Raw genomic sequence first — 25,320 nt, forward strand, 5'->3', positions numbered from 1 at the left:
CGCAGCCATGAACATCACGCCTCAACATCTGCAATACGTGCTGCGCCTCGCGGATAACGCGCTGATCCTCGGTCAGCGCAATACCGAATGGAGCGGCCACGGTCCGATCCTAGAAGAGGACATCGCGCTGTCGAACATGAGCCTCGACCTGATCGGCCAGGCGCGTCTGCTCTACACGCACGCCGCCTCGCTCGAACAGCAGCTCACCGGCAAAATCCGCACGGAAGACGATTACGCGTATTTTCGCGCCGAGCGCGAATTCGCCAACTACACACTCGCCGAGTTGCCGCATGTCGGCCCGCTGTCGGCCACGGCTAAAGCCGAGAAGGATTACGCGGTCACCATCGTGCGCAATTTTCTCTACTCGACGTTGATGGCTCATCTGTGGACGGCCCTCACGGCGTCCACCGACGAGCAGCTGGCGGCGATCGCGTCGAAGTCGATCAAGGAAACCAGCTATCACGTGCATCACGCACGCGAGTGGCTGATCCGTTTCGGCGACGGCACCGAGGAATCGCATCGCCGCGCGCAAGCCGCGCTGGACTATCTGCTGCCCTACACCCGCGAATTCTTCAGCACGGATGCGGTAGAGGAGACGATTGCGGCAGCCGGCATCGGTCCACTGACCTCGGACCTCGAAACTGCCTGGCTCGACGACGTGCGCGCCGCGCTCGACGAAGCCACCTTGAAGCTGCCCGAACCGGTCAGGCACATCACCACCGGCAAACACGGCGAGCATTCCGAGCACATGGGTTTCGTGCTGGCCGAAATGCAGAGCCTCGCTCGCCAGCATCCCGGCGCCACCTGGTAAGACGACCATGACGACTTCGACTGCCTTTGGCCCGACCGATGCGACCGGCACGACCGACGCCGCGCTCGAACGCGCCTGGGCCGTGCTCGAAACGGTGCCCGATCCGGAGATTCCGGTGGTGTCGATTCGCGAGCTCGGCATTCTGCGCGACGTACGGCGCGCCGCCGACGGCACGCTCGAAGTCGTGATCACGCCGACCTATTCCGGCTGCCCGGCCATGTCGCAGATTGCCGAGGACGTCGCGCATGCGCTCGACGTGGCGGAGCTCAAGCCGTATCGGGTCGCCACCGTGCTCGCGCCCGCCTGGACCACCGACTGGATGACCGCCGACGCGCGCGAAAAGCTGCGCGCCTACGGTATCGCGCCGCCCACGGGCAATTGCGGTTCCGCCGCGCCGGCTCAGGAAAAAGTGATGCGCTTCGTGCCACGGGCGCTGCCCGCGCCGTCGTGTCCACGCTGCGGCTCGGCGCATACCGAGCGTCTTGCGCAATTCGGCTCGACGGCCTGTAAAGCCTTGTACCGCTGCCTCGACTGCCGCGAACCCTTCGACTACTTCAAACCATACTGATATGGCCACCCCGCAATTTCATCCGCTGCGTATCCGCGAAGTGCGGCCCGAAACCGCCGACGCGGTCTCGGTCGCCTTCGAAGTCCCCGCTGAACTGCGCGAACAGTATCGCTTTACGCAAGGTCAGTTCGTCACGCTGAAGACGCACATCGACGGCGAGGAAACGCGCCGTTCGTATTCGATCTGCGTCGGCGTCACCGATTACGATCGCGACGGCGAACTGCGCATTGGCATCAAGCGCGTACGCGGCGGACGCTTCTCGAACTTCGCCTTCGACACGCTGCAGCCCGGCCACACGATCGACGTGATGACGCCGGACGGCCGGTTCTTTACCCACCTGAACGCCGATCAGGGCCAGCAATACCTGGCGTTCTCGGGCGGCTCGGGCATTACGCCGGTGCTGGCCATCATCAAGACGACGCTCGAAGTCGAGCCGCGCAGCACCTTTACGCTCGTGTACGGCAATCGCAGCGTCGATCAGATCATGTTCGCGGAAGAGCTCGAAGACCTGAAGAACCGCTTCATGAACCGCTTCGTGCTCTATCACGTGCTGTCCGACGATCTCCAGGACGTCGAACTGTTCAACGGCGTGCTGGATCAGGAAAAGTGCGCGGCCTTCATCGAGAATCTGCTGCCGGCCGATGCAATCGACGAAGCCTTCATCTGCGGCCCCGCCCCGATGATGGACGCCGCCGAAGCCGCGCTGAAAGCCGCCGGCGTGCCGCCGGAAAAGGTGCACGTGGAGCGCTTCGGTTCGCCGCTGCCGCAAGCGGGCGTGCCGCAGATCGAAATCACCGAGGACACGCCGGCCGCGGACCTCGAAATCGTGCTCGACGGGAAACGCCGCAAGCTGCGCCTGCCGTATCAGGGGGTGAGCGTGCTCGACGTCGGCCTGCGCGCCGGCCTCGCGCTGCCTTACGCGTGCAAAGGCGGCGTCTGCTGCACCTGCCGCGCGAAGGTGCTGGAAGGCGAAGTGAAGATGGAAAAGAACTACACGCTCGAAGAACACGAAATCCGCGACGGTTTCGTGCTGACGTGCCAATGCCATCCGGTCAGCGACCGCGTGGTGGTGAGCTACGACGAACGTTGACCCCGCTTTCAGCAGCTCCGCGATCCGCTTACACTAGGGGCCGCTCATCGACCGGACGCCTGTTCTGGTCGATGAGCGGCCCCTTATGTCGTTAACCGCCCTACGCCACTGCCGATGAGCACGATCCACCTCACCAACGGCGACGTCGCCGCCGAGTCACTGCGCACCGCGCTGCGCGATGCGGGCCGCAGCGATCGCGTGCACGCGCTGCGAGACGATCTCGCGGTCGGCCCGCTGCGCGGCGTCGACGACGCCCCCGACGTGCGCGCGGACTTCTGGGATCGCGTGAGCGCGGACACCCGGCGCGATTTTCTGCGGGAAATCCGCGAGCAGGATGCGGCGCTGGAGAGCATCGTGCGCGCCGAAGTGAACCTGGTGGTCTGGCACGGCGACAGCGCGTCGGATCAGTTGATGCTGCGCCGCGTCTGCTATCACCTGCGCAACAACCCGCAGCGGCTGAACGAAGTGCGTCTGTCGATCCGCGATCTCACGGATCCGGGCGCGTGGGCGCACAGCCGCAAAGACCGGGCGACATCTGTGGGCATGTTCGCGCCGGCCGTGCTGCAGGACCGGCTGGCGGACGCCGCGCCGATTTCCGTGCTGCGCATCAGCCGGCTCGCGCTCGAATGGCAGGAAGTCAAACACGCGAACGGCGAAACGCGGCGCTGGCGCGACAACACGTTCACGAGCGGCAGTTTCGCGGAACTGGACGCGCTGATTCTCGAACACGCCACCGAAGACTGGCAGCCCGCCGCGCGCGTTGCCGCCGCCCTGATGGCCGCCGAATTCGGATTTCTGGTCAGCGACAGCATTGTGCTGTGGCGCATGCGCGAACTGGCCGCAGCCCGGCGCATCAAGCTGCGCGGCGACGCAAACGCATGGCGCACACTGGAACTGTGCGCGGCGTTCGCCCCCTGTCCACACTAATAAAACAGACAACTATGGCCCGTACCCGAGCCCCCGACCACGAAACCCAGCGCGAGCAGATTCTCGAGCTTGCCGCGGCGAAATTCGCCCAGACCAGCTATCCCAGCACCTCGATGGCCGATCTCGCCGCCGCGAGCGGCACGTCGAAAGCACGGCTCTATCACTACTACGCGAGCAAGGAAGCGATCCTGTTCGATCTGCTCGACCGTTACACCAAGCGGCTCATGCTGATCATCGCCGAGGTGGAAGGCGCGAGCCAGCGGCGCGGCTTGTCGGAGCGGGAAACCTTTGCGGAGCTGATCCGTGCGTTTCTGTCGGAATATGAGACATCGCACAGCCGGCACGTCGCGTTGTTAAACGACGTGAAGTACCTTGTCGACGCCCAGCGCGAGGTGATCCTGAACCGCCAGCGCGACGTGGTCGCGGCATTTGCGCGGCAGTTGGCGCGTGCTTATCCGGAGCGCGCCACGCGCGAAAACCAGACCGCGCTCACCATGATGGTGTTCGGCATGATCAACTGGACATTCACCTGGCTGAAGCCGGATGGCCGCCTGGGTTACCGCGAATTCGCCGAGCAGGTGGTCGGCATGGTGGACCACGGGCTGGGTTCGAATCCGGGCTGATTGCGCAGCGCAACAATATTCAGCTGACATATCGATGCGAGATGGTCGATATACAACATCATATCGAGCACGCTCGTTTTATTTATTTATTCATAAAAATCAATAACATAAAAATAGGGCGTCATCTTTTTAGGCATTCTCTTCAGAATTTTGTACGGGTTTTCCCTAGTGATCGGAGCGGGTTTCCGCTAAAATTGCTTTTGCGGTGCACCACGCCGTTCGATTAAAAGGAGAACCCGACCATGAACCTGATTACACCCCGCGCCGCTGAGCCGATCGTCGCGCACGATCGTTCCACGCAGCCAGCCGGTCGTACGCCAGCTCTGGTCCGCGAACTCACTGCCGTCGACCGCGAACGGCTGCTCACCCACTTCCTCGCGCTCGACGAAGACGACCGTCTTCTGCGCTTCGGCCAGATCGTGCCGGACCATGTGATCGAGAACTACGTCCGCGCGATCGATTTCACGCGCGACACCGTGTTCGGCGTCTTCAACAGCCAATTGCAACTGACCGGCGTCGGCCACCTGGCTTATCTGCCTGCTGAAGGCGACAAGCGTACTGCGGAGTTCGGCGTGTCCGTGCTGGAAAGCGTTCGCGGTCAGGGCATCGGCTCGAAGCTGTTTGAACGCGCCGCCATTCGCAGCCGCAATACGCACGTCACCACGCTGTACATGCACTGCCTGTCGCGCAACTCGACCATGATGCACATCGCCAAGAAGGCGGGCATGAAGATCGAATACGCCTATGGCGAGGCAGACGCCTATCTGACGCTGCCGCCGGCGGACCAGTCGAGCATCATCGCCGAAATGCTGCAGGAGCAGGCCGCGGTGTTCGACTACGCGCTCAAGCGCCAAGCACGTCAGGCGTCCAGGCTGTTTGAATCGTTCATGCCGGCGAAGGTTGCGGCTGCAGCCTGATAGCTTCGCGGTTCACAAAAAAGGGCAGTTCACGAGTGAACTGCCCTTTTTTTATCGAGCGCCTGCGCGCGCGGCGGCGCCTCACAAGATCGGCAGCGCCGTCGTCTCCTTGATCTTTTCGAGCGAGAAGCTCGTTTTCACGTCGATCACGGATGGATGGTGCAGCAACTGGTCCTGCACAAAGCGCGAAAAGTGCGCCATATCCTCCACTTGAACACGCAGCAGATAGTCCATCTCGCCGGTCATTGCATGGCACGCCACCACTTCGGGCCACGCCTGAACGGCCGCGCGAAACAGATCGGCGTGGGTCGCGTCGCCACGCGGGCTGAGCGCCGAACCACCGCGTTTTTCCAACCGCACATTCACATACGCGAGCAAGTCGAGCCCGAGCCGCTGCGCGTCGAGCAACGCGACATAGCTGCGGATCACGCCGCTCTCTTCCAGCCGGCGGATACGCCGTAGACACGGACTCGGCGAAAGATTGACGCGCTCGGCGATCTCCTGGTTCGACAGCCGGCCATTCTCCTGCAGGATCGCCAGAATCCGCCTGTCGATGGCATCTATCTCTATATTGGCCATTTTCTGCCGTCCGTTCGGTCTATCGAGCTAGAAAATAGCGTCAGCGTATCGGTACGCGATTAAGTTCGCAAGTTTTCGTCGCAAGCAGGCCTTTACACTTGCGCCATCCAGTCGCGCTTACCCGCCTACCCCGCTCGCGCCACGCGCCGGCCCACATGAGGAGACAGACAATGCAGGTTTCAACCTGGGAAAACCCGCTCGGCACCGACGGTTTCGAGTTCATCGAATACACCGCACCGGATCCGAAGGCGCTCGGCAAGCTGTTCGAACAGATGGGCTTCACCGCGATCGCGCGGCATCGTCATAAGGACGTGACGCTGTATCGCCAGGGGGAAATCAACTTTATCGTCAACGCGGAGCCGGATTCGTTCGCGCAACGCTTCGCGCGTCTGCACGGCCCGTCGATCTGCGCGATCGCTTTCCGCGTTCAGGACGCCGCCAAGGCGTACCAGCAGGCGCTGGAAAAAGGCGCATGGGGCTTCGACAACAAAACCGGCCCGATGGAATTGAACATTCCGGCGATCAAAGGTATTGGCGACTCGCTGATCTATTTCGTCGACCGTTGGCGCGGCAAGAACGGCGCCGAGCCGAACAGCGTCGGCAACATCGACATTTACGACGTCGACTTCGAGCCGATTCCCGGTGCGAACCCGAATCCGGTGGGTCATGGCCTGACCTACATCGACCATCTGACACACAACGTGCATCGCGGCCGCATGCAGGAGTGGGCGGAGTTCTACGAGCGCCTGTTCAATTTCCGCGAAGTGCGCTATTTCGACATTGAAGGCAAAGTGACGGGCGTGAAGTCGAAGGCGATGACCTCGCCATGCGGCAAGATCCGCATTCCGATCAACGAGGAAGGTTCGGACACCGCTGGCCAGATTCAGGAATATCTCGACGCGTACCGCGGCGAAGGCATTCAGCACATTGCGCTCGGCACCAACGACATCTATCGCACGGTGGACGGCTTGCGCGCGGCGAACATCTCGCTGCTCGATACGATCGACACTTACTATGAACTGGTCGATCGCCGCGTGCCGAATCACGGCGAGCCGCTGGACGAGCTGCGCAAGCGCAAGATTCTGATCGACGGCGCGCCCGAAGATCTGCTGCTGCAGATCTTCACCGAAAACCAGATCGGCCCGATTTTCTTCGAGATCATTCAGCGCAAGGGCAATCAGGGCTTTGGCGAAGGCAACTTCAAGGCGCTGTTCGAATCGATCGAGCTGGATCAGATTCGCCGTGGCGTGGTGCAGGACAAAGCCTGACGTTCGTGGCTGCGCGGGATCGGTAGATACCAAATGAAAAGGGCGAGGATCTCACGATCCTCGCCCTTTTCATTTATGCCGTTGTCTCAAGCGGACCCTGGGTGGCCTGGTGGGACGACGGCCAGTTATTCAATCGACGCGCTGCATAAGCCGCGCATCACGAATTCTGATCTTGACCGTCGGCCTTGGTAGATCGCGTGACGCTGCCCAAGGCGATACGTGCGGGCGCGACCTGCGCCGTGCGAGTCACCGCGTTCGACTGCGCCCCCGCGCTGCCCGAGTTCGAGCGCACCGGTGCGCTCATGGCAAAAAATGCGGCCGAAACCATCAGGAAGGCCTGGATGTTTCTCGTGTTCATGCGTACTCCTTTTCTAACTGCCCTGCTGTCGTGAAGCTCCGCCGAATGCGGAGCGTTGCGCGGACATTGCTCGCAGGTGGGGTTTTAGACAGAAATTTCAACTACAGTTCCGCAGATCTGTAGTTTTTACAGCTTGTTACAGGCTCACGAACAGGTGCCTCAGGTTGTCGACGGCAAAACGCTGCACCAGCCGGCCAGTACCGCCACGGCGTCTGTTTTCTGACGATGTGCGGCGGGTTTTCACCAGTGCTACCATCGCTTGAAACACGTCAATATGGCGGCCCCGGCCCTCCGCATTCACAAGATGCCGGGGCTCAAAAAAAGTTTTGGTGATCCCAAACTGGTTGGAGGAGTACACATAATGAATGCCCCGCTAGACGCAGGTCAGCGAGCCTCGCTCGAAGCCGCGTTGTCTTCCGTCACGCTCGACGACAAATACACCCTCGAACGCGGCCGCGCGTACATGAGCGGCATTCAGGCGCTGGTGCGTCTGCCCATGCTGCAGCAGGAACGCGACCGGGCCGCCGGGCTCAATACCGCCGGCTTTATCTCCGGCTACCGTGGTTCGCCGCTGGGCGGGCTCGACCAATCCCTGTGGAAGGCGAAACAGCATCTCGCCGCGCATCAGGTCGTGTTCCAGCCAGGCGTCAACGAAGACCTCGCGGCCACCGCCGTTTGGGGTTCACAACAAGTCAATCTGTACCCGAGCGCCAGATACGACGGCGTGTTCTCGATGTGGTACGGCAAAGGCCCCGGCGTCGACCGTTCCGGCGACGTCTTCAAGCACGGCAACTCGGCCGGCTCGGCGCAACACGGCGGCGTTCTCGTCCTCGCCGGCGACGATCATGCGGCCAAGTCCTCCACGCTCGCCCACCAGTCCGAACACATTTTCAAGGCGTGCGGCTTGCCGGTGCTGTTCCCCTCGAACGTGCAGGAATATCTCGACTTCGGTCTCCACGGCTGGGCGATGAGCCGCTACTCCGGCCTGTGGGTCGCGATGAAGTGCGTGACCGACGTGGTCGAGTCGTCGGCCTCGGTCGATATCGATCCGCACCGCACGAAGATCGTCCTGCCGGACGACTTTGCAATGCCCGAAGGCGGTCTGAATATCCGCTGGCCGGATCCGCCGCTGGTACAGGAAGCGCGTCTGCTCGACTACAAGTGGTATGCCGCGCTCGCCTATGTCCGGGCCAACAAGCTGGACCGCGTCGAAATCGATTCGCCGCATGCGCGCTTCGGCATCATGACCGGCGGCAAGGCGTATCTGGACGTGCGTCAGGCGCTGACCGATCTCGGTCTCGACGACGAAACGTGCTCGCGCATCGGCATCCGGCTCTATAAGGTCGGCTGCGTCTGGCCGCTCGAAGCGCAAGGCGCGCAGGCTTTCGCGCGCGGCCTCGACGAAATTCTGGTGGTCGAGGAAAAGCGCCAGATTCTCGAGTACGCGATCAAGGAGGAGCTGTACAACTGGCCCGACGCGCAGCGCCCGCGCGTGTTCGGCAAGTTCGACGAAAAGGACGGCGCCGGCGGCGAATGGTCGGTGCCGATGGGCAACTGGTTGCTGCCGGCGCATTACGAACTCTCGCCGGCGATCATCGCGAAGGCCATTGCCACACGGCTTGACAAATTCGACCTGCCGTCCGACGTGCGCGCTCGCATCGCCACGCGCATCGCGGTGATCGAAGCGAAGGAAAAGGCGCTGGCACGGCCGCGCGTCGAAGCCGAACGCAAGCCGTGGTTCTGCTCCGGCTGCCCGCACAATACGTCGACCAACGTGCCGGAAGGCTCGCGCGCGATGGCCGGCATCGGCTGCCATTACATGACGGTCTGGATGGACCGCAGCACCAGCACGTTCAGCCAGATGGGCGGCGAAGGCGTCGCGTGGATCGGCCAGGCGCCGTTCACCAACGACAAACACGTATTCGCCAATCTCGGCGACGGCACCTACTTCCACTCGGGGCTGCTCGCGATTCGCGCGGCGATCGCGTCGAAGGCGAACATCACCTACAAGATTCTCTATAACGACGCGGTGGCCATGACGGGCGGCCAGCCGGTCGACGGTGTGCTGACCGTGCCGCAGATCACCCACCAGCTTGCCGCCGAAGGCGCGACGAAGATCGTGATCGTCACCGACGAGCCGGAGAAATACTCGGCGAACGTCGGCCTCGCGCCGGGCATCGACGTCCATCACCGCGACAAGCTCGACGAAGTGCAGCGCCAGCTGCGCGAAGTGTCCGGCACGACGATCCTGATCTACGACCAGACCTGCGCGACGGAGAAGCGCCGTCGCAGGAAACGCGGCGCCTATCCGGATCCGGCGCGCCGCGTCGTGATCAACGAGGCAGTGTGCGAAGGCTGCGGCGATTGCTCGGTGAAGTCCAACTGCCTGTCGGTCGAGCCGCTCGATACCGAGTACGGCACGAAGCGCCAGATCAATCAGTCCACCTGCAACAAGGACTTTTCGTGCGTGAACGGCTTCTGCCCGAGCTTCGTCTCGGTTGAAGGCGGTCAGTTGCGCAAGCCCAAGGCCGCCTCCGGCATTGTCGGCGACGCCATGCCACCGGTGCCGGAACCCGAACTGCCGTCGATGGACAGGCCATACGGTGTGCTGGTGACGGGCGTCGGCGGCACGGGTGTCGTGACGATCGGCGCGCTGCTCGGCATGGCCGCGCACCTGGAGAACAAGGGCGTCACGGTACTCGACGTCACCGGCCTCGCGCAGAAAGGCGGCGCCGTGATGAGCCACGTGCAGATCGCGAAGAATCCGGCCGACATCCACGCGACGCGTATCGCTATGGGTGAAGCCAGTCTGGTGATCGGCTGCGATGCGATCGTGACCGCCAGCGACGAATGCGTCTCGCGCATGCAGGCAGGCCGCACACGCGTCGTGTTGAACACGGCGCATACGCCGACCGCCGAGCTCATCAAGAACCCGAACTGGCGCTTCCCAGGCAGCAGCACGGAAGCCGACGTGCGGGCCGGCGCCGGCGACGAAGGCGTCGATACGGTCGACGCGAATCACTTCGCCGTCGCATTGCTCGGTGATGCGATCTATACGAATCCGTTCGTGCTCGGCTACGCATGGCAACGCGGCTGGGTGCCGCTCACGTATCAGTCGCTGATGCGCGCCATCGAGCTGAATAACGTCCAGGTCGAAAAGAACCGTGCGGCGTTCGAATGGGGCCGCCGTGCGGCGCACGACCTGGCCGCGGTACGCCAGCTCGCGCAATCGCAGGGGCGCGGCGCCGCCGCGGAAGCAATGAGCAGCAAGATCATCTCGCTGCACACGCCGAAAGCGCTCGACACGCTGATCGACAAACGCGCCGCGTATCTGACGGCGTGGCAGAACAGCGCGTATGCCGACCGTTATCGCGCGCTGGTGTCGCAGGTACGTGCGGCGGAGTCGGCGCTCGATTCGATCGACGGCCAGTTGCCGCTGACTGAGGCGGTCGCGAAGAATCTGCACAAGCTGATGGCCTACAAGGACGAATACGAGGTCGCCCGTCTGTACAGCGATCCGGCCTTCATCGAAAAGCTGAAGGCGAATTTCGAAGGCGACTGGAAGCTTCACATTCACCTCGCGCCGCCGACCTTCTCGAAGAAGGATGCCAAAGGCCATCTGGTGAAGAAGAAGTACGGTCCGTGGGTCTTCAGCGCGATGCACGTACTGGCCAGGTTCAAGTTCCTGCGCGGCACCGCGTTCGATGTGTTCGGCAAGACGGAAGAGCGACGTACCGAGCGGGCGTTGATCGTCGAGTATGAAGCGCTGGTGCGTGAGCTGATTGGCGGCCTGACCGTGCAGACGCGTGAGCTGGCCGTAGAGCTCGCGAATCTGCCGGACGGCATTCGCGGTTATGGTCACGTGAAGGAGAACAACCTGAAGGGCGTGCGCGTCAAATGGAACGAGTTGCTGGCGCGGTGGCGTTCGCCGGAGACGGCAAAGGCGCAACACGCAGCGTGATCGTGTTCGCCTGACCGGATGTGATGCATCGGGCGCAAATGGGAAAGGCGGCTGTCCTCGCGGACAGTCGCCTTTTTTGTTTCCGGTTTAGACACGTCATGCATGTGCGCCAGACCGGCGGTACTGCTGGTACTGCTACTTCCTGCAACACAACGAACATTTACGTGGCGAAGCGCAGCGCACGACGACAACAGGGATTGACCAGCCGACTGTTCCGTTGCTGTCAGCATGTGCTGTGCTTCAGGAGTCACTTTACAAACGCATCGCTGCCGATCGAATAGGAACATTCCCAAACACACGAAACGAACTAAGAATTCTTAGGACGAAGACGCCGCCAACCACGAACGCGCCGCAGCCGCGCATACAAAAAACGCCACGGAATCAACTTCCGTGGCGTTCTGGCAGGCTCGTAGCCGGCACCTCGGCGAGGCGCCGCTTCAATCCTCAAGGCATCTGCATTACTTCGCGTTCGCCGGCTTGCGCGCGTTGGCCGAAGCCACCGCCGTCATGTTGATGATCCGGCGCACGGTCGCCGCCGGCGTCAGGATGTGCACCGGCTTTTCCGCGCCCAGCAGGAACGGGCCAACCGTCACGCCTTCGCCGCCGATCATCTTCAGGAGGTTGTACGTGATGTTCGCCGCTTCCACGTTCGGCATGATCAGCAGGTTGGCTTCGCCGCTCAGCGTCGTGCCGGGGAACGCGGCCTTGCGCACCGCTTCCGACAACGCCGCATCGCCGTGCATCTCACCGTCGATCTCGAGCGTTGGCGCGCGCTCGACAATCAGCTTGCGAGCCGCGGCCATACGCTGCGACGACGAAGAAGGCGCGCTGCCGAAGTTCGAGTTCGACAGCAACGCGACCTTCGGCGTGATACCGAACTTCTCGATCTCGCCAGCAGCCAGCATCGTCATGTCGGCCAGTTGCTCGGCGGTGGGCGTCTCGTTCACGTATGTGTCGCAGATGAACAGATTGCGGCCCGGCAGCATCAGCAGGTTCATTGCCGCGAAGTTCTGAACGTTCTCTGCTTTGCCCAGCACCTGTTCGATGAACTTCAGGTGCGTGTGGTACTGGCCGATCATGCCGCAAATCATGCCGTCGGCTTCGCCGAGGCGCACGAGGATCGCGCCGATCAGCGTATTGAACTTGCGCATGGCGGCCTTTGCCACGTCCGGCGTCACGCCTTCGCGCGCGCCGAGCTCGTGATAGGCCTGCCAGGATTGCTGATAGCGCGGATCGTCCTCCGGATCGACAACCTCGAAGTCGTCGCCGCACTTGAGCTTCGAGCCCATCTTTTTCAGACGCATCTCGATCACCGACGGACGGCCAACCAGAATCGGCCTGGCGATCTTTTCCAGCAGCACGAACTGCGCGGCACGCAGCACGCGCTCGTCTTCACCTTCGGCGAACACGATGCGCGCCGGCTCCGACTTCGCCGCGGCGAACACCGGACGCATCACCATGCCGGTGCGATACACCGTGGTGCCGAGTTCTTCGCGGTATGCGTCCATGTCCTTGATCGGACGGGTCGCAACGCCCGAATCCATTGCCGCCTGAGCGACGGCCGGCGCGATCTTGATGATCAGGCGCGGATCGAACGGCTTGGGAATCAGGTACTCGGGACCGAATTCCAGCGAGTGGCCTTCGTAGGCCTTCGCGACTTCGTCGCCCTGATCGGTTTCTTCGGCCAGCTCGGCGATCGCGCGCACGCACGCGAGCTTCATTTCTTCCGTGATGGTGGTGGCGCCCACGTCCAGCGCGCCGCGGAAGATGAACGGGAAGCACAGCACGTTGTTGACCTGGTTCGGGTAGTCCGAACGGCCGGTCGCGATGATGCAGTCCGGACGAACCTTCTTCGCGTCTTCCGGACGGATTTCCGGCTCCGGATTCGCCAGCGCGAGAATCAGCGGCTGGGTGCCCATTTCGGCGACCATCTCCGGCTTCAGCACGCCCGCGCTCGAACAGCCGAGGAACACGTCGGCGCCGCGGATGGCGTCAGCGAGCGTGCGCGCGCCGGTGTTCGCCGCGTAACGTTCCTTCGACGGATCGAGATTGCCGCGGCCTTCGTAGATCACGCCTTTGGAGTCCGTGACCAGAATGTTCTTCTTCGACAGGCCCAGGTTCACCAGCAGATCCAGACACGCGATCGCTGCCGCGCCCGCACCGGAACATACGAGCTTCACTTCGCCGAGCTTCTTGCCGACTACTTTCAGACCATTCAGGATCGCCGCCGACGCGATGATCGCGGTGCCGTGCTGGTCGTCGTGGAAGACTGGAATCTTCATGCGCTCGCGCAGCTTCTTCTCGATGTAGAAGCACTCGGGCGCCTTGATGTCTTCGAGGTTGATGCCGCCGAGCGTGGGCTCGAGCATGGCGATCGCCTCAACGAGCTTGTCCGGATCGGACTCGGAGAGTTCGATGTCGAACACGTCGATGCCGGCGAATTTCTTGAAGAGGCAACCCTTGCCTTCCATGACGGGTTTCGCGGCGAGCGGACCGATGTTGCCGAGACCGAGCACGGCCGTGCCATTGGTGATCACGCCGACCAGGTTGCCGCGCGAGGTGTACTTCTGCGCGTCGAGCGGCTCGTCGTAGATCGCCATACACGCCGCGGCGACGCCCGGCGAGTATGCGAGCGAGAGATCGAGCTGGTTCGACAGCGGCTTGGTGGGGGTGACCGAAATCTTGCCGGGTTTCGGGTTCTGGTGATAGGCGAGAGCGCTTTGCTTAAGTTGTTCGTCCATTTTCTGACCTGCGAGACGTAAGTAATTGAGCCCGGCACACCGCACCATCGGCGTCGCTTACATCTATCGAATGGATAATCGACCGAGGCGGCTTGCGCATGCGCCGGTTGGGCGCGGCGTCGAACCTCACCGGGGGACGGGACGGTGCGGAGTGCTTAGCGGGTCGATTAGTGTACACCCCGAATGCGTCGATGGACTGACTGGTTAACGCGGCTCACCATCGGCGAAACAGCGGCTGGCAATGCTGCAGCGCCGCATGCGCCGCCTGTCATTCGCAGGTCACACGCGGTGCCGGTCGCGCTCATTCGAGTTCGGCGCCGCGTCGTTCGGGAATCAGGAAAAGCGTCGCGAAGATGTCGAGCAAGTAGATCGACGCGAGCACGGCGAGCGCAGCGCCGAACGAGTAGCGCGCGGCCAGCGCGCCCACGGCCACCGGTCCGAAACCGCCCACCGCGCGGCCGACATTGAACAGCACGTTCTGGGCGGTAGCGCGTGCATCGGTCGGATAAAGCTCGGAGATCAGCGCACCGTACCCGCCGATCATTCCATTGACGAACACGCCCATCGCCGCGCCGCCGATCAGGAGCGCCATTGGCGTGCTCAGGTGCGCGTAGACGAAGACCATCACCACCGCGCCCGCCTGGTAGAACAGAAAGGCCGGCTTGCGGCCGAAGCGGTCGGCGGCGATGCCGAACAGCCAGATGCCGCACGCCATGCCGAGAACCGTCGCGGCGGTCCACAGTCCGGATCGGGTCAGCGAATAGCCGAAGGTTGTCGACAGATAGCTCGGCAGCCAGATCATCAGGCCGTAGTAGCCGAAGTTCTGCACCGAACAGAGAATCGCCACGCCGATGCTGGCGCGCGTGGTGCGGCCATCGGCCACCAGCAATTTCAGCGGCAGCTTGCGCATGCCGCGCGCGACGCGCTCCGTAAAGAGCGCCGGCTCCTCGACATGGCGCCGGACAAGGAACGACACCACCGCCGGCAGCAGCCCGAGCGCGAACATGCCGCGCCAGCCGATCAGCGGCAACAACAGCGGCGTCAGCAAGGCCGCCGCCAGCACACCGAGCTGCCATCCCAACCCGACGTACGACGACACGCGTGCTCGCTGCGACGCCGGCCACGCTTCGGCCACCAGCGTCATGCCGATGCCGAACTCGCCGCCGAGCCCGATCCCGGCGATGGTCCGGTAGATCAGCAGGTCCACATAGCCCTGCGCCAGCGCGCACAAGCCGGTGAAGACTGCAAAGATCAGGATCGTCCACGTCAGCATGCGCACGCGGCCGAAATAGTCGCTCAACACGCCGAAGATCAGACCGCCCGCCACCGCGCCGATCAGCGTCCACGTGACGAGCGAACCGCCTTGCGCGGAGCTCAGATGCAGATCGGCGGTAATCACGGGGAGCATGAAGCCGAGGATCAGCAGATCGAAGCCGTCCATTGCGTAACCGAGTACCGAGGCGACCAGCGCGCGGGCGGCGTAGCCATCTTTCGCGGATGCGCGCGTATCGGTGGCGGAAGGAGCGGCGTTCATTGAAAGCATTCCGTAGGTCGAAGGCGCGGCAACGGCAGCAAGCGCCCGGGAAATCGCGTGAGTGTAAAGGCGCCCCCGGCTGCTCACAAGCGAGCCAAAAAGCACGAGCGAATGTGCCCGGCCGGCGTGTCCGTTCAATGGCCGCCAAGCCTGTGAAGCGCGGCCGTCATGCCCATCATTGACCGCCGGCACGCGTCACGGCCTCCTCCGAAGGGCTCATTTCGGGTAAAATGTCGGCCTACGCGCGCAGCAAAACCGGCCTGCACTCCACTGACCGGCAGCGTATTTGCCTGTCAAGGCGCCGCCCAACATGGTGCGGCATACCCCACTTGCTGCGCCACCGGGCCTCGCGCCCGCTTCTCCCCGCTGACACCCAAGGATCCGCCCATGACAGGCTTCGATCGCCAGACGATCTCCGACACGACCGCCAAGATGCTGCTGGAAGTACAGGCAGTGCACTTCAACGCGGAGAAACCGTACATTTTCACGTCCGGCTGGGCGAGCCCGGTTTATATCGACTGCCGCAAGCTGATCTCGTATCCGCGCGTGCGCCGCGGTCTGATGGAAATGGCCGAGACCACGATCCTGCGCGACGTCGGTTATGAACAGATCGACGCGGTCGCCGGTGGTGAAACCGCCGGTATCCCGTTCGCGGCCTGGCTCTCCGATCGCCTGATGGTGCCGATGCAATACGTGCGCAAGAAGCCGAAGGGTTTCGGCCGTAACGCGCAGATCGAAGGCCTGCTGACCGAAGGTCAGCGCGTGCTGCTGGTCGAAGACCTGACCACGGACAGCCGCAGCAAGATCAACTTCATCAACGCGCTGCGCACCGCCGGCGCCACGGTGAACCACTGCTTCGTGCTGTTCCACTACAACATCTTCAAGGAAAGCGTCTCGGTGCTGAAAGACATCGACGTGGATCTGCACGCGCTCGCCACGTGGTGGGACGTGTTGCGCGTCGCGAAGGAAAACAAGTACTTCGACACCAGGACGCTCGACGAAGTGGAAAAATTCCTGCACGCACCGGCTGAATGGTCGGCGGCGCATGGCGGCGCAACCTCGACGCCGCAATAAGCGTCGCCGCCTGACGCGGATCGGATAAAAAAGGGCGCCTGTCTTATCGACAGGCGCCCTTTTTCTATCTTCGCCCTACAAAACGTGCGCGACGTTAAGACACGCCGCCGGTTGCGTCCGTTGAATGCGACGACAGGTTCAGCAAGCCGTTGCTCTGCGCGTACTGGAACAACTCGGAATCCCGCTCGATGCCGAGTTTGCGCATGGCCGTGTTCTTCTGCGTGCTGATCGTTTTGATGCTGCGGTTGAGTTGCTCCGAGATTTCCTTGATCGTCATGCCGGACACGAACAGGCGCACCACTTCCAGCTCACGTTTGGACAACATGACTTCGTCGTTCTTGCCGCCGGCGTTCATGCGCAATGCATCTAGCGACGCCTTGACCGACGGGCTCATGTATTCGAGGTTGCGGCTGACGTGCTGCACCGCGAGCCCGATATGGCTCAGATCGTCCGACTTGTTGACGACCGACGTTACGCCGAGTTCGCTCAGCCGCTTGAGCAACGCGGCGTTCTCGAGCATCGTCAATACGACGATGGGAAGGTTGGGGAAATTGCGGCGTAGATAGCCGATCAGCGGCAAGCCGTCGCCATATTGGCCGCCCGGCATTGCCAGATCCGTGACGAGCACGTCGCAGGCAATGGTTTGCAGCACCTTGATCAATTCGGTTGACTGTCGTGCACGGGCGACCACTTGCAGACCAGGAAACTTGAGCAAAGCCTGCTCGGCGCCGAACAGAATAACCGGATGGTCGTCAGCGACCACGACCCTGACTGGATCTTGCATTGCCCTCCCTTCGGCAGATAAACCACTCTCCAAAACTTCTGACATGCCTTTGTGCTCTAGTACTCAAACGAATGAGGACGCGGCTTGAGTCTCGCGCGGACAATTCCTCCGACTATAGCCGATTCCGGCGCGCAAATTCCACCGGAGTGCGCAACAATGGTGCGTAGCAGAGCTAATGTTAGACTTGATTCGACCTTGAGGCACAAAATAGGGACAATAACTTTCGCGAGTGCAACTGCCTCGCGCCCTCACAGGAGAACCGGCACATGCGCTCGCGTTGCCTGGTTGTTTCGAATGCTTTGCCGTTGCGCCGTTTGCCGTCCCTTCCCTGCGCCATGCTGGGCCTCGCGCTATTGGCAGCGCAAGGGCCGCATGCCTTCGCCGAGGGTGCGTTCGCGTTGACCAGCGCCAGCTTCCACGCGGGCGGCACGGTGGAAGCCGCTCAGGTTTTCAATCAGGGCGACTGCAAGGGCGGTAACCGCTCGCCGCAACTTTCCTGGCACGACGCGCCGCCCGGCACGCGCAGCTTCGCAGTCACCATGTTCGATCAGGATGCGCCGGGCCGCGGATGGTGGCACTGGGCGGTTGCGGGTATTCCGGCTACGGTCGTCAGCTTGCCGGAGAACGCGAGTTCTTCCGGGTTCCTCAGCAAAGTGGGCGCGCTCGAAGCGCGCAACGACTTCGATACCGACGGCTACGGCGGCCCGTGTCCGCCTGCGGGCAAGCCGCATCGCTACATCATCACCGTTTATGCGCTGAGCACCGCCGATCTGCGTCTCGCGCAAGGCCGCCCCGCACTGATGTTCGATCACGAGATCAGCACCGCGACGCTCGGCAGTGCGCGGATGGTGGTCAGTTACGGACGCTAGGCCAGGCTCGTACAACCCAGGCCGTGCGCGAGCCGGAGCCCCGCCTGGCGCACGGCTTGCATCTCCTCGCAGCCGCTTGTCTCCTATTGCCGCCTGCGCGGAAATTCTGTCATCCGTGCACGCTAATGTGCAGTCAGCCGGCGAGCGTCATGCTTGCCGAAGCAGCGCCGCTACAGGTGCGCACCATCGCCGTGCCTGCCCCTTCCTTTTCATCTTGCTGGAGAGTGTTATGTCGAAGATCGTCATCGTTTATCACAGCGGCTACGGCCACACGAAGAAAGTCGCCGAGGCGGTGCTCGCAGGCACCGTCGAAGCCGGTGCGGACGCGAAGCTGCTGCCGGTCGGCGAGATCGACGACGCGGCGTGGGCCGACCTGGCCGCGGCCGACGCCATTATCTTCGGCGCGCCGACATACATGGGCGGCCCTTCCGCCGATTTCAAAAAATTCGCCGATGCGAGCTCGAAACCCTGGTTCGGACAGACGTGGAAGGACAAGATCGCGGCCGGCTTCACCAATTCCGCGACCATGAACGGCGACAAGTTCTCGACGATCCAGTATTTCGTCACGCTGGCCATGCAGCACAGCATGATCTGGGCGGGCACCGGCATGATGCCGTCGAACACCAAGGCGGCGACCCGCAACGACCTGAACTACGTGGGCGGCTTTACCGGGCTGCTCACGCAGTCGCCGGCCGACGCGTCGCCGGAAGAAGCACCGCCCCCCGGCGATCTGGAAACGGCGCGCATGTTCGGCGCACGCGTGGCCGCGGTCACGGCGCGCTGGATCGCCGCGGCCCGCTGAAGCGTGGATTGGAGCGTGGGTTGACGTGCGGGTTGCGGCGAACCGGCCGGCATCGGCGTGCATCCATCGTATAACGGGTCACGCCGATGTCATCTTCGGCGCGCATCGTCGTTTTTTCACCCCTTTTGTACGTCGGGCGCCATCAGGTCTTAAAATAGCGTTCCGGCGCGGCGTAGCGCCCCGTTTCCAGCAAGCCAGTGAGATCGAGATGAGCACGAAAGTTTTTGTCGACGGACAGGAAGGCACGACCGGCCTGAAGATTTTCGAATACCTGTCGCAACGCGCCGACGTTGAGATCCTGCGTATCGAAGAAGCGAAACGCAAAGACCTCGAAGAGCGCCGTCGTCTCATCAACGCGTCGGACGTCACGTTCCTGTGTCTGCCCGACGTCGCCTCGCGCGAGTCCGCCTCGCTGGTCGAGAACGATCGCACCGTGCTGATCGACGCCAGCACCGCGTTCCGCACTTCCGCCGAGTGGGCCTACGGTCTGCCCGAACTGGCGCGCTCGCAACGCGAGCGTCTGCGCACGGCGAAACGCATTGCCGTGCCGGGGTGCCATGCGTCGGCCTTCGTGCTCGCCATGCGTCCGCTGGTCGAAGCCGGCGTGGTGGCGCCCGAGTTCGCCGCGCACGCCTACTCGATTACCGGCTACAGCGGCGGCGGCAAGAAAATGATTGCCGACTACGAAGCAGGCGGCAACGACAGGCTCAAGAGCCCGCGTCCGTACGCGCTCGGTCTCACGCACAAGCATCTGCCGGAAATGGCCGCGCATACCGGCCTGAAGTCGGCGCCGGTCTTCACGCCGATCGTCGGCGACTTCTACAAGGGCCTCGCGGTCACCTCGTTCTTCTCACCGAACCAACTGGCGAAGAAGGCAACGCCGCAAGACGTGCAGGCGCTATTCGCCGAGTACTACGCGGGCGAAGCCTTCGTGCACGTTGCGCCGTTCAACGCGGAAGCGAACCTCGACAGCGGCTTCTTCGACGTGCAGGCGAACAACGACACCAACCGCGTCGACCTGTTCGTGTTCGGCAACGAAGAGCGCTTCGTGACCGTCGCACGGCTGGACAACCTGGGCAAGGGCGCTTCGGGCGCGGCCATCCAGTGCATGAACCTCGCGATCGGCGCCAATGAAGAAAGCGGCCTGAAACGCTGAACAAGCTGGAAAAATGCAGACGGCGGCCTCGCCGTCGAGCGCAGAAAAGCCGGTCCATCAGGACCGGCTTTTCTGTTTTAAAAACCGCCATTCCCAATTCCCCTTTTCCGCGCTTAATCAGTAGTAGCCCGCATTACTTAAAAAATAAAAATGGGACTGCTCTCACAAAGCGCCGGTAATTCATTCCTGATAACGACGTCCACAGCAGAGTTTTCCGCATAGGGAAATTCCTGATTTTTTTGCGAACGGTCGTTCGAAGATGATAGAGCCATTTTGCTGTAAGGCTTGCCTGTCAAGGGAGTGCGGCGAAGCCACAATGCCGTCTTCCAGCCGAAAATTCCTTTTTTGTTTAAAAGGGCCGCCTGCGTCCAGACGGTGCGCGTCCGGCAAAAAACATGTTGTTTGAATCAGTCTTTTTAGACGGCTCATTCAATTGACAGCCATTATCCGCACAGCGAAATTAGCTCGCACAATTACATGAAGGGAGACAGCAGCATGTCGCACGCCATTACTCGAGGCCTGGCGATGGCCATTGCCACGGCCCCATTCCTGATCGCCTGCGGTGGCGGCAAGGCCGACAATCCAGGCCCGGTCAACCCAGCGCAATGTTCAGGCGCGAGCTGCGGCGTGCAAGGTCCGCCACCCTCGGGCGCCGGCGCGGCTGCGTTGTGCCCCGCGACCGCCGACATCGTGAAGAGCACGTTCCTAGGCGGCGCGGGTAGCGGCGAAGTCGTGCAGTTGAACATTGACGCGACGGCGATGACCTACACGCTGAAGTGGCTCAAGTCACCGATCCCGCTGACCAGCGCCGACGTCACGATCACCCGCGAAGGCACCCAGATCACCGGTGCGGTGATTCATCCGCCAACCGGCATGCTGCCGACCGCGGAGCAGACCCGTTGCGCTTTCATTCTCGGCAAAGGCACCGGCACCGCGCCCGCAAACGGCTCCACGTACACGACGCCCGACTTCGTCAACAACCCGAACCCACCGATGATCCTGGTCGGCCAGGGCGTGGCCGGTGGCGGCATTCCGGGCGCAACTGTCGAGTACGACGGACTGACCATCGTTCCCGGCATCATCGATCACGTCGGCGCGGTGCCGAACCGGCACTTCGACTTCTATCCGTTCCTCGGTTTCGCCAGCACGACGACCGACATCACCAGGCTGGCCGGCACCTACAACGGTCTGCTGTACCACCTCGTGCCGTCCGGCTCGTACGCGGCGACGGCCACCAACACGGTCGAAACCTTCGACGCGGCCGGCAACTGCACCGGCTCGAATCCGGCGAACGCGGCCTTCACGCCGAGCACGAGCGGCTGCCTGACCACCGGCACAGCGTGGACCGCCAATGGTGGCGGTTACTTCGACAGCCAGAACGCACCGCAGATCGGCGCGCAGCTCAAGCTGCCGCCGCTGAACCAGCCGAGCGGCGTGTCCGCGCAGGCGCACATGATTCTCGGCCAGATCAATGGCGCGACGGTGCCGCTCGTCATCCGCACGGGTTCCGTGAATCTGGGTACGGCCGCCTTGCTGCACGCCGACGCCAAGGTCGACGACGAGTCCGGCATCGCGATGCTCGCGGCGGCCACGCCGCTTGCATCCGGCGGCTTCGACGGCGGCTACGTAGGTGCCGACTCGAACTTCAGGTACACCGCGGCATTGATCCAGGGCGGCGTCGGCACTTTCATCAACCCGTCGACTTCCGCAGCGGAAGACGGCTTCGGTCTCGGCTACAGCTTGCCGAGCCCGGGACTCGTTGGTGTGCAGCAGGCGAACGGTCAGACCGGCCTCGCGATCGCATCCGGCGGGCTGTACGCCATCGAGATTCAAGGGACCGTGAATGGCGGGGTAGCGCCGACGTCGCAACTCAGCAGCACGGCGTCGAGCGCTCCTTACTTCGGCATTGGCGCGCAAATCAGCAAGTGAGCCACAACGGACCGGCAGTTCGCAGTACGAGACATAAATAAAGCAGGTGGCTGGACTGGGAGCCGGCCACACACAACGAGAAAATTCTGGAGGCGGTATGAAATGGAGAATCCTTTCGGTGCTCGCTCTTGCGGCACCGTTGCTGGGGGCATGTGGTGGCGGCGGCGGCGGTGACGGACCCGTGACGGAAGTGCGTCTGTGCCCGGCGTCGCTGGACTACGGCACGGTATTCACGGGCGGCGGCGGTGACGGCGAACTGGTCAAGCTGCAACTCGACACGACCAGGATGACCTGGCAGATCAATTACATCGAGTCACCGATTCCTGCCACCACCGGTACCGTCGTCCCGACGCGCGCCGGGCAATCAGCCAGCGGCAAGCTTACCCAGGAAACCCTGCTGCCGACCAACAAGCTTAATCAGTGCGCGTTCCGTCTGAACGGCGCGAGTCTCGACCCGAATCGTCCGGCACGGATTTTTGTGGGCGAAGGCGTGGCGGGCGGCACGATTCCGGGCGCGGAAATTTCGTTCGGCGGGATTCTCGGCGTAGGCGCCGTGCCGGACACCAAATTCCCGTACTACCCGTTCATCGGCTTCTCGTCGATTGAAACGAATCTCGCGAATGTGGCCGGCACGTACAACCAGCTCGGCTATCACCAGGTGCCGTCGCAAAACTTCGCGCCGGTCGCGGTCGATTCGAAGATCACGATCAACGCGGACGGCACTTGGACCGAGTGCGACAACTCCGGCATCAACGCTGGCAAATGTCAGCAGCCCGGCGGCAATTTCGCGCAGTCGGCGGACGGCAGCGGCGCGTTCCAGACCAACAACTTCCTCGGCCAGGCAAAGCCCACGCTCGCAACCACTCCGGAAGCGCGCGGCTACATGATCGTCGGCAAGCTGCGTAACCAGTTGGTGCCGATTCTGGTGCGCACCGGCGCGGCGAACTCGTCGGTGACCGTGCCGCAAAACGGCGCGCTCGGCCCGTACGCCGACGACGAATCGGGCATCTCGATCCTGGCGCCGCAAAGCGCGATCGCGGTGAACTCGCAAAACGGTGAGTACATCGGCGTGGATAGCCAGTTCGACTACCGCACCACCGCGCTCGAAGGCGCCGAAGCCACGCTGCTCGATCCGTTCAACGCATCGCAGGCATCGCTTGCGACGGCGCTGAATCTGGACTTCACGCAAGCCGTGCCGGGCGTGGTGACGACGACGCAAGTGGGCGCATCGACCGGCACCACACCGACCGGAAAGATGATCTTCACGGGCGGCGTGTTCGGCTACCTCGATCTGACCAACGCGGCCTCGCCGTACTTCACGATCGGCGCCTTCGTCCAGTAATGGGCGCCGCACGCGCCGCCAGTCCGCAACGTGGCGTTCGCGTTCCGGCTGCCGCGCAGCGTCACCGCGCGGCAGCCGGCGCCCAACGAACATGCAACGCACCGGCGTGGTCACCGACCTGCCGCCGCTTGCCGCGCGCGATCGGCTTCACGCGCGCCTCAGGAGGAACATCATGAAAAGAATCTGTTTCGCGTTACTGGCCGCCTGCCTGTGCGCCAGCGCGCACGCCCAGCATGCGGGCGACAACGTCGCGGTACTCGGCTGGTTTCACGTCATGCCGCAGGACTCGAGCACGCCGCTCACCACCCATGTCGCGCCGACGCCGATCAACACGCCGCTGCGCCTGCCGAGTTCGTTCACGTCGGCCGGTACGAGCCTGTCGACCAAAAGCGCCGATACGGTCGGTCTGGTATTCAGCCATTACCTCACCGATCACATTGCGGTGACGACGGTGGCGGGCGTGCCGCCGGTGTTCAAGATCTATGGGCACGGCGTCATCAAACCGCCGGGACCGGCCGGCGCGCTCGGCCAGCAGGATCTGGGCGATCCGCAGTCCAATCCGATCGTCAAGAGCGTGCGCCAGTGGAGCCCGGCGCTGCTGTTCCAGTACTACTTCAATGCGCCGACGGCGAAATTCCGGCCGTTTGTCGGCGTCGGCGTGTCGTATAACTGGTTCTCCGACATTCAGCTGAGCCCGAACTTCATCCAGTCGACGCAGAACAACCTCGGCGCGGTGCTGGCCGCCGGCGCGGGCAAGCCGGGGCAGACGCAGGTGTCGGCGAAGGCGTCGTCGTCGTGGGCGCCGGTGTTCAATGCGGGGCTCGCGTACAACATCACCGATCACTGGGGCCTCGTGGCATCGGTCACTTACATTCCGCTGAAGACGACCTCGTCGGTCATCATCAAGGCGGCGGACGGCACGGAGCTGGGGGTGTCGAAGGCGGAACTGAAGGCCGATCCGATCATTTCTTTCCTCGCCGTCTCGTACAAGTTCTGAGTTCAGCGCTGACGCAAAAAGCCGGCGGCCCGGTGCAAGGGCCAGCCGGCTTTGTCTTTTCCCGGATGCTGCAAATTCAGGGCAAAAAAAAGCCCGCCTATTTGGGCGGGCTGAATCCATATCAGAGGAGACATGGAGGAGACAAGACAAACTATAGCAAATGCTTTGGTGCGTCGCAACATACAAATTAGGGTTGACCCTCAACGTTGCAAAAACACAACATTTTGCGGAATGTCTTGTCGCCTCCATTAATGAGACGTTGCCGCCGGGGCTAGTGGCGCATCAGCGCCATCATCGCGCCGAATCCGACAAACACGCCGCCCGTCAGCCGATTGAACATCCGCGCGACGCTGCGGCTTTTCAACCTCGCGCCGATACGCGTGCCAAAACCCGCGTACACCAGATACCAGCTCACTTCGATCACGGCGAAAGTAGCGACGAGCACACCGAATTGCGACAGCTTGGGCTGCGCGGCGTCGATGAATTGCGGCAACAGCGCCGCGGCGAACAGAATCGCCTTGGGATTGCTGCTCGCGACGAGAAAGCCGTTGCGGAACAGCGCGAGGCGCGAACGCGCGGGCTTTGCGGCCAGGTCGTCGGCGTTACCGGCGGCGGCTTCGTCGGCCGGCGCGCGCCACGCCTTGACGCCGAGATACACGAGGTAGGCCGCGCCGATCATCCGCAGCGCGTTGAACATGGCCGGCCACGCTTCGAGAAAGACGCCGAGTCCCGCGGCCGATACCGCCAGCATCAGCACCAGCGCCGACAGGCAACCCGCCATAGTCGCGCTGGAGCGGCGCAGGCCGTGCTGGGCGCCGTGCGTCATCACGAGCAGCATGTTCGGACCGGGAATCGCGGAAACGACAAAGACAGTGGCAACGAACAGCCACCAGGTATGCAGACTCATGGGAATCGAGGCGAGTAAGGAAGCGGACGGCTATTATGCCCGCCCGCGCCTGTCAGTGGCGCCTGCCGTCATGGCAGCCCGTC

General features: G+C 62.8%; 21 protein-coding genes. 15 read left to right on the plus strand and 6 right to left on the minus strand.

Annotated features, from left to right (window positions below; genetic code table 11):
- Positions 1 to 7 precede the first annotated feature (7 nt).
- The 6 genes from paaC (at position 8) to BXE_RS20495 (ending at position 4,936) form a co-directional block, all read left to right on the plus strand.
- Positions 8 to 811: a 1,2-phenylacetyl-CoA epoxidase subunit PaaC gene (paaC, locus tag BXE_RS20470; RefSeq protein WP_011490067.1), complete on the plus strand. Its 804-nt coding sequence runs from the start codon at positions 8 to 10 to the stop codon at positions 809 to 811.
- A gap of 7 nt (positions 812 to 818) precedes the next feature.
- Positions 819 to 1,379 carry a 1,2-phenylacetyl-CoA epoxidase subunit PaaD gene (gene paaD, locus BXE_RS20475; protein ID WP_011490068.1) on the plus strand — a complete coding sequence of 187 codons (561 nt, stop codon included), beginning with the start codon at positions 819 to 821 and terminating at the stop codon, positions 1,377 to 1,379.
- A gap of 1 nt (position 1,380) precedes the next feature.
- A complete protein-coding gene (gene paaE, locus BXE_RS20480) occupies positions 1,381 to 2,469 on the plus strand; it encodes a 1,2-phenylacetyl-CoA epoxidase subunit PaaE (protein WP_011490069.1) in 1,089 nt (362 codons plus the stop codon).
- A 114-nt stretch (positions 2,470 to 2,583) separates the two neighbouring features.
- Positions 2,584 to 3,396: a DUF1835 domain-containing protein gene (locus BXE_RS20485; RefSeq protein WP_011490070.1), complete on the plus strand. Its 813-nt coding sequence runs from the start codon at positions 2,584 to 2,586 to the stop codon at positions 3,394 to 3,396.
- A 14-nt stretch (positions 3,397 to 3,410) separates the two neighbouring features.
- Complete coding sequence (locus BXE_RS20490) at positions 3,411 to 4,019, plus strand: TetR/AcrR family transcriptional regulator (protein ID WP_011490071.1); 609 nt, start codon at positions 3,411 to 3,413, stop codon at positions 4,017 to 4,019.
- 242 nt (positions 4,020 to 4,261) lie between these two features.
- On the plus strand, positions 4,262 to 4,936 hold the full coding sequence (locus tag BXE_RS20495; RefSeq protein ID WP_011490072.1) for a GNAT family N-acetyltransferase: 675 nt from the start codon (positions 4,262 to 4,264) through the stop codon (positions 4,934 to 4,936).
- Between the two features lie 81 nt (positions 4,937 to 5,017).
- On the opposite strand, the gene BXE_RS20500 is transcribed toward BXE_RS20495, so the two are convergent.
- A complete protein-coding gene (locus BXE_RS20500) occupies positions 5,018 to 5,515 on the minus strand; it encodes an Lrp/AsnC family transcriptional regulator (protein ID WP_011490073.1) in 498 nt (165 codons plus the stop codon).
- 170 nt (positions 5,516 to 5,685) lie between these two features.
- On the opposite strand from BXE_RS20500, the gene hppD reads away from it, so the two are divergent.
- The gene (gene hppD / locus BXE_RS20505) at positions 5,686 to 6,783 is read left to right on the plus strand and encodes a 4-hydroxyphenylpyruvate dioxygenase (protein ID WP_011490074.1); all 1,098 of its coding nucleotides are present in this window, start codon (positions 5,686 to 5,688) and stop codon (positions 6,781 to 6,783) included.
- Positions 6,784 to 6,940: 157 nt separating this feature from the next.
- Here the strand turns inward: hppD and BXE_RS20510 are convergent, their stop codons facing one another.
- On the minus strand, positions 6,941 to 7,141 hold the full coding sequence (locus BXE_RS20510; protein ID WP_038457246.1) for a hypothetical protein: 201 nt from the start codon (positions 7,139 to 7,141) through the stop codon (positions 6,941 to 6,943).
- Positions 7,142 to 7,502: 361 nt separating this feature from the next.
- On the opposite strand from BXE_RS20510, the gene BXE_RS20515 reads away from it, so the two are divergent.
- Positions 7,503 to 11,102 (plus strand): indolepyruvate ferredoxin oxidoreductase family protein, encoded by a 3,600-nt coding sequence (locus BXE_RS20515; protein ID WP_011490075.1) that lies wholly within the window; start codon positions 7,503 to 7,505, stop codon positions 11,100 to 11,102.
- Positions 11,103 to 11,560: 458 nt separating this feature from the next.
- Here BXE_RS20515 and BXE_RS20520 read toward each other — a convergent pair whose 3' ends face one another.
- Both BXE_RS20520 and BXE_RS20525 read right to left on the minus strand, forming a co-directional pair.
- Positions 11,561 to 13,843 carry an NADP-dependent malic enzyme gene (locus BXE_RS20520; protein ID WP_011490077.1) on the minus strand — a complete coding sequence of 761 codons (2,283 nt, stop codon included), beginning with the start codon at positions 13,841 to 13,843 and terminating at the stop codon, positions 11,561 to 11,563.
- A gap of 301 nt (positions 13,844 to 14,144) precedes the next feature.
- The gene (locus BXE_RS20525; protein WP_011490078.1) at positions 14,145 to 15,377 is read right to left on the minus strand and encodes an MFS transporter; all 1,233 of its coding nucleotides are present in this window, start codon (positions 15,375 to 15,377) and stop codon (positions 14,145 to 14,147) included.
- Positions 15,378 to 15,764: 387 nt separating this feature from the next.
- Here BXE_RS20525 and BXE_RS20530 point away from each other — a divergent pair, with 387 nt between their 5' ends.
- Positions 15,765 to 16,451 carry an orotate phosphoribosyltransferase gene (locus BXE_RS20530; protein ID WP_011490079.1) on the plus strand — a complete coding sequence of 229 codons (687 nt, stop codon included), beginning with the start codon at positions 15,765 to 15,767 and terminating at the stop codon, positions 16,449 to 16,451.
- A 94-nt stretch (positions 16,452 to 16,545) separates the two neighbouring features.
- Here the strand turns inward: BXE_RS20530 and BXE_RS20535 are convergent, their stop codons facing one another.
- Positions 16,546 to 17,235 (minus strand): response regulator, encoded by a 690-nt coding sequence (locus tag BXE_RS20535; RefSeq protein WP_011490080.1) that lies wholly within the window; start codon positions 17,233 to 17,235, stop codon positions 16,546 to 16,548.
- Between the two features lie 266 nt (positions 17,236 to 17,501).
- On the opposite strand from BXE_RS20535, the gene BXE_RS20540 reads away from it, so the two are divergent.
- The 6 genes from BXE_RS20540 to BXE_RS20565 all read left to right on the plus strand — a co-directional run bounded on the left by BXE_RS20540 (position 17,502) and on the right by BXE_RS20565 (position 24,330).
- A complete protein-coding gene (locus BXE_RS20540) occupies positions 17,502 to 18,104 on the plus strand; it encodes a YbhB/YbcL family Raf kinase inhibitor-like protein (RefSeq protein WP_011490081.1) in 603 nt (200 codons plus the stop codon).
- Between the two features lie 229 nt (positions 18,105 to 18,333).
- Positions 18,334 to 18,906, plus strand: a complete 573-nt coding sequence (locus BXE_RS20545; RefSeq protein ID WP_011490082.1) for a flavodoxin family protein — start codon at positions 18,334 to 18,336, stop codon at positions 18,904 to 18,906.
- 208 nt (positions 18,907 to 19,114) lie between these two features.
- The gene (gene argC, locus BXE_RS20550) at positions 19,115 to 20,062 is read left to right on the plus strand and encodes an N-acetyl-gamma-glutamyl-phosphate reductase (protein ID WP_011490083.1); all 948 of its coding nucleotides are present in this window, start codon (positions 19,115 to 19,117) and stop codon (positions 20,060 to 20,062) included.
- Between the two features lie 495 nt (positions 20,063 to 20,557).
- Positions 20,558 to 21,991: a DUF2957 domain-containing protein gene (locus tag BXE_RS20555; protein WP_011490085.1), complete on the plus strand. Its 1,434-nt coding sequence runs from the start codon at positions 20,558 to 20,560 to the stop codon at positions 21,989 to 21,991.
- Positions 21,992 to 22,088: 97 nt separating this feature from the next.
- A complete protein-coding gene (locus BXE_RS20560; RefSeq protein ID WP_011490086.1) occupies positions 22,089 to 23,333 on the plus strand; it encodes a DUF2957 domain-containing protein in 1,245 nt (414 codons plus the stop codon).
- A 172-nt stretch (positions 23,334 to 23,505) separates the two neighbouring features.
- Positions 23,506 to 24,330 carry an OmpW/AlkL family protein gene (locus tag BXE_RS20565; RefSeq protein WP_011490087.1) on the plus strand — a complete coding sequence of 275 codons (825 nt, stop codon included), beginning with the start codon at positions 23,506 to 23,508 and terminating at the stop codon, positions 24,328 to 24,330.
- Between the two features lie 271 nt (positions 24,331 to 24,601).
- Here BXE_RS20565 and BXE_RS20570 read toward each other — a convergent pair whose 3' ends face one another.
- Entirely contained in the window at positions 24,602 to 25,237 is a 636-nt protein-coding gene (locus BXE_RS20570; protein ID WP_011490088.1) for a LysE family translocator, read from the minus strand.
- Between the last annotated feature and the right edge of the window lie 83 nt (positions 25,238 to 25,320).

Source organism: Paraburkholderia xenovorans LB400 (assembly GCF_000013645.1).
GTDB classification, from domain to species: Bacteria; Pseudomonadota; Gammaproteobacteria; order Burkholderiales; family Burkholderiaceae; genus Paraburkholderia; species Paraburkholderia xenovorans.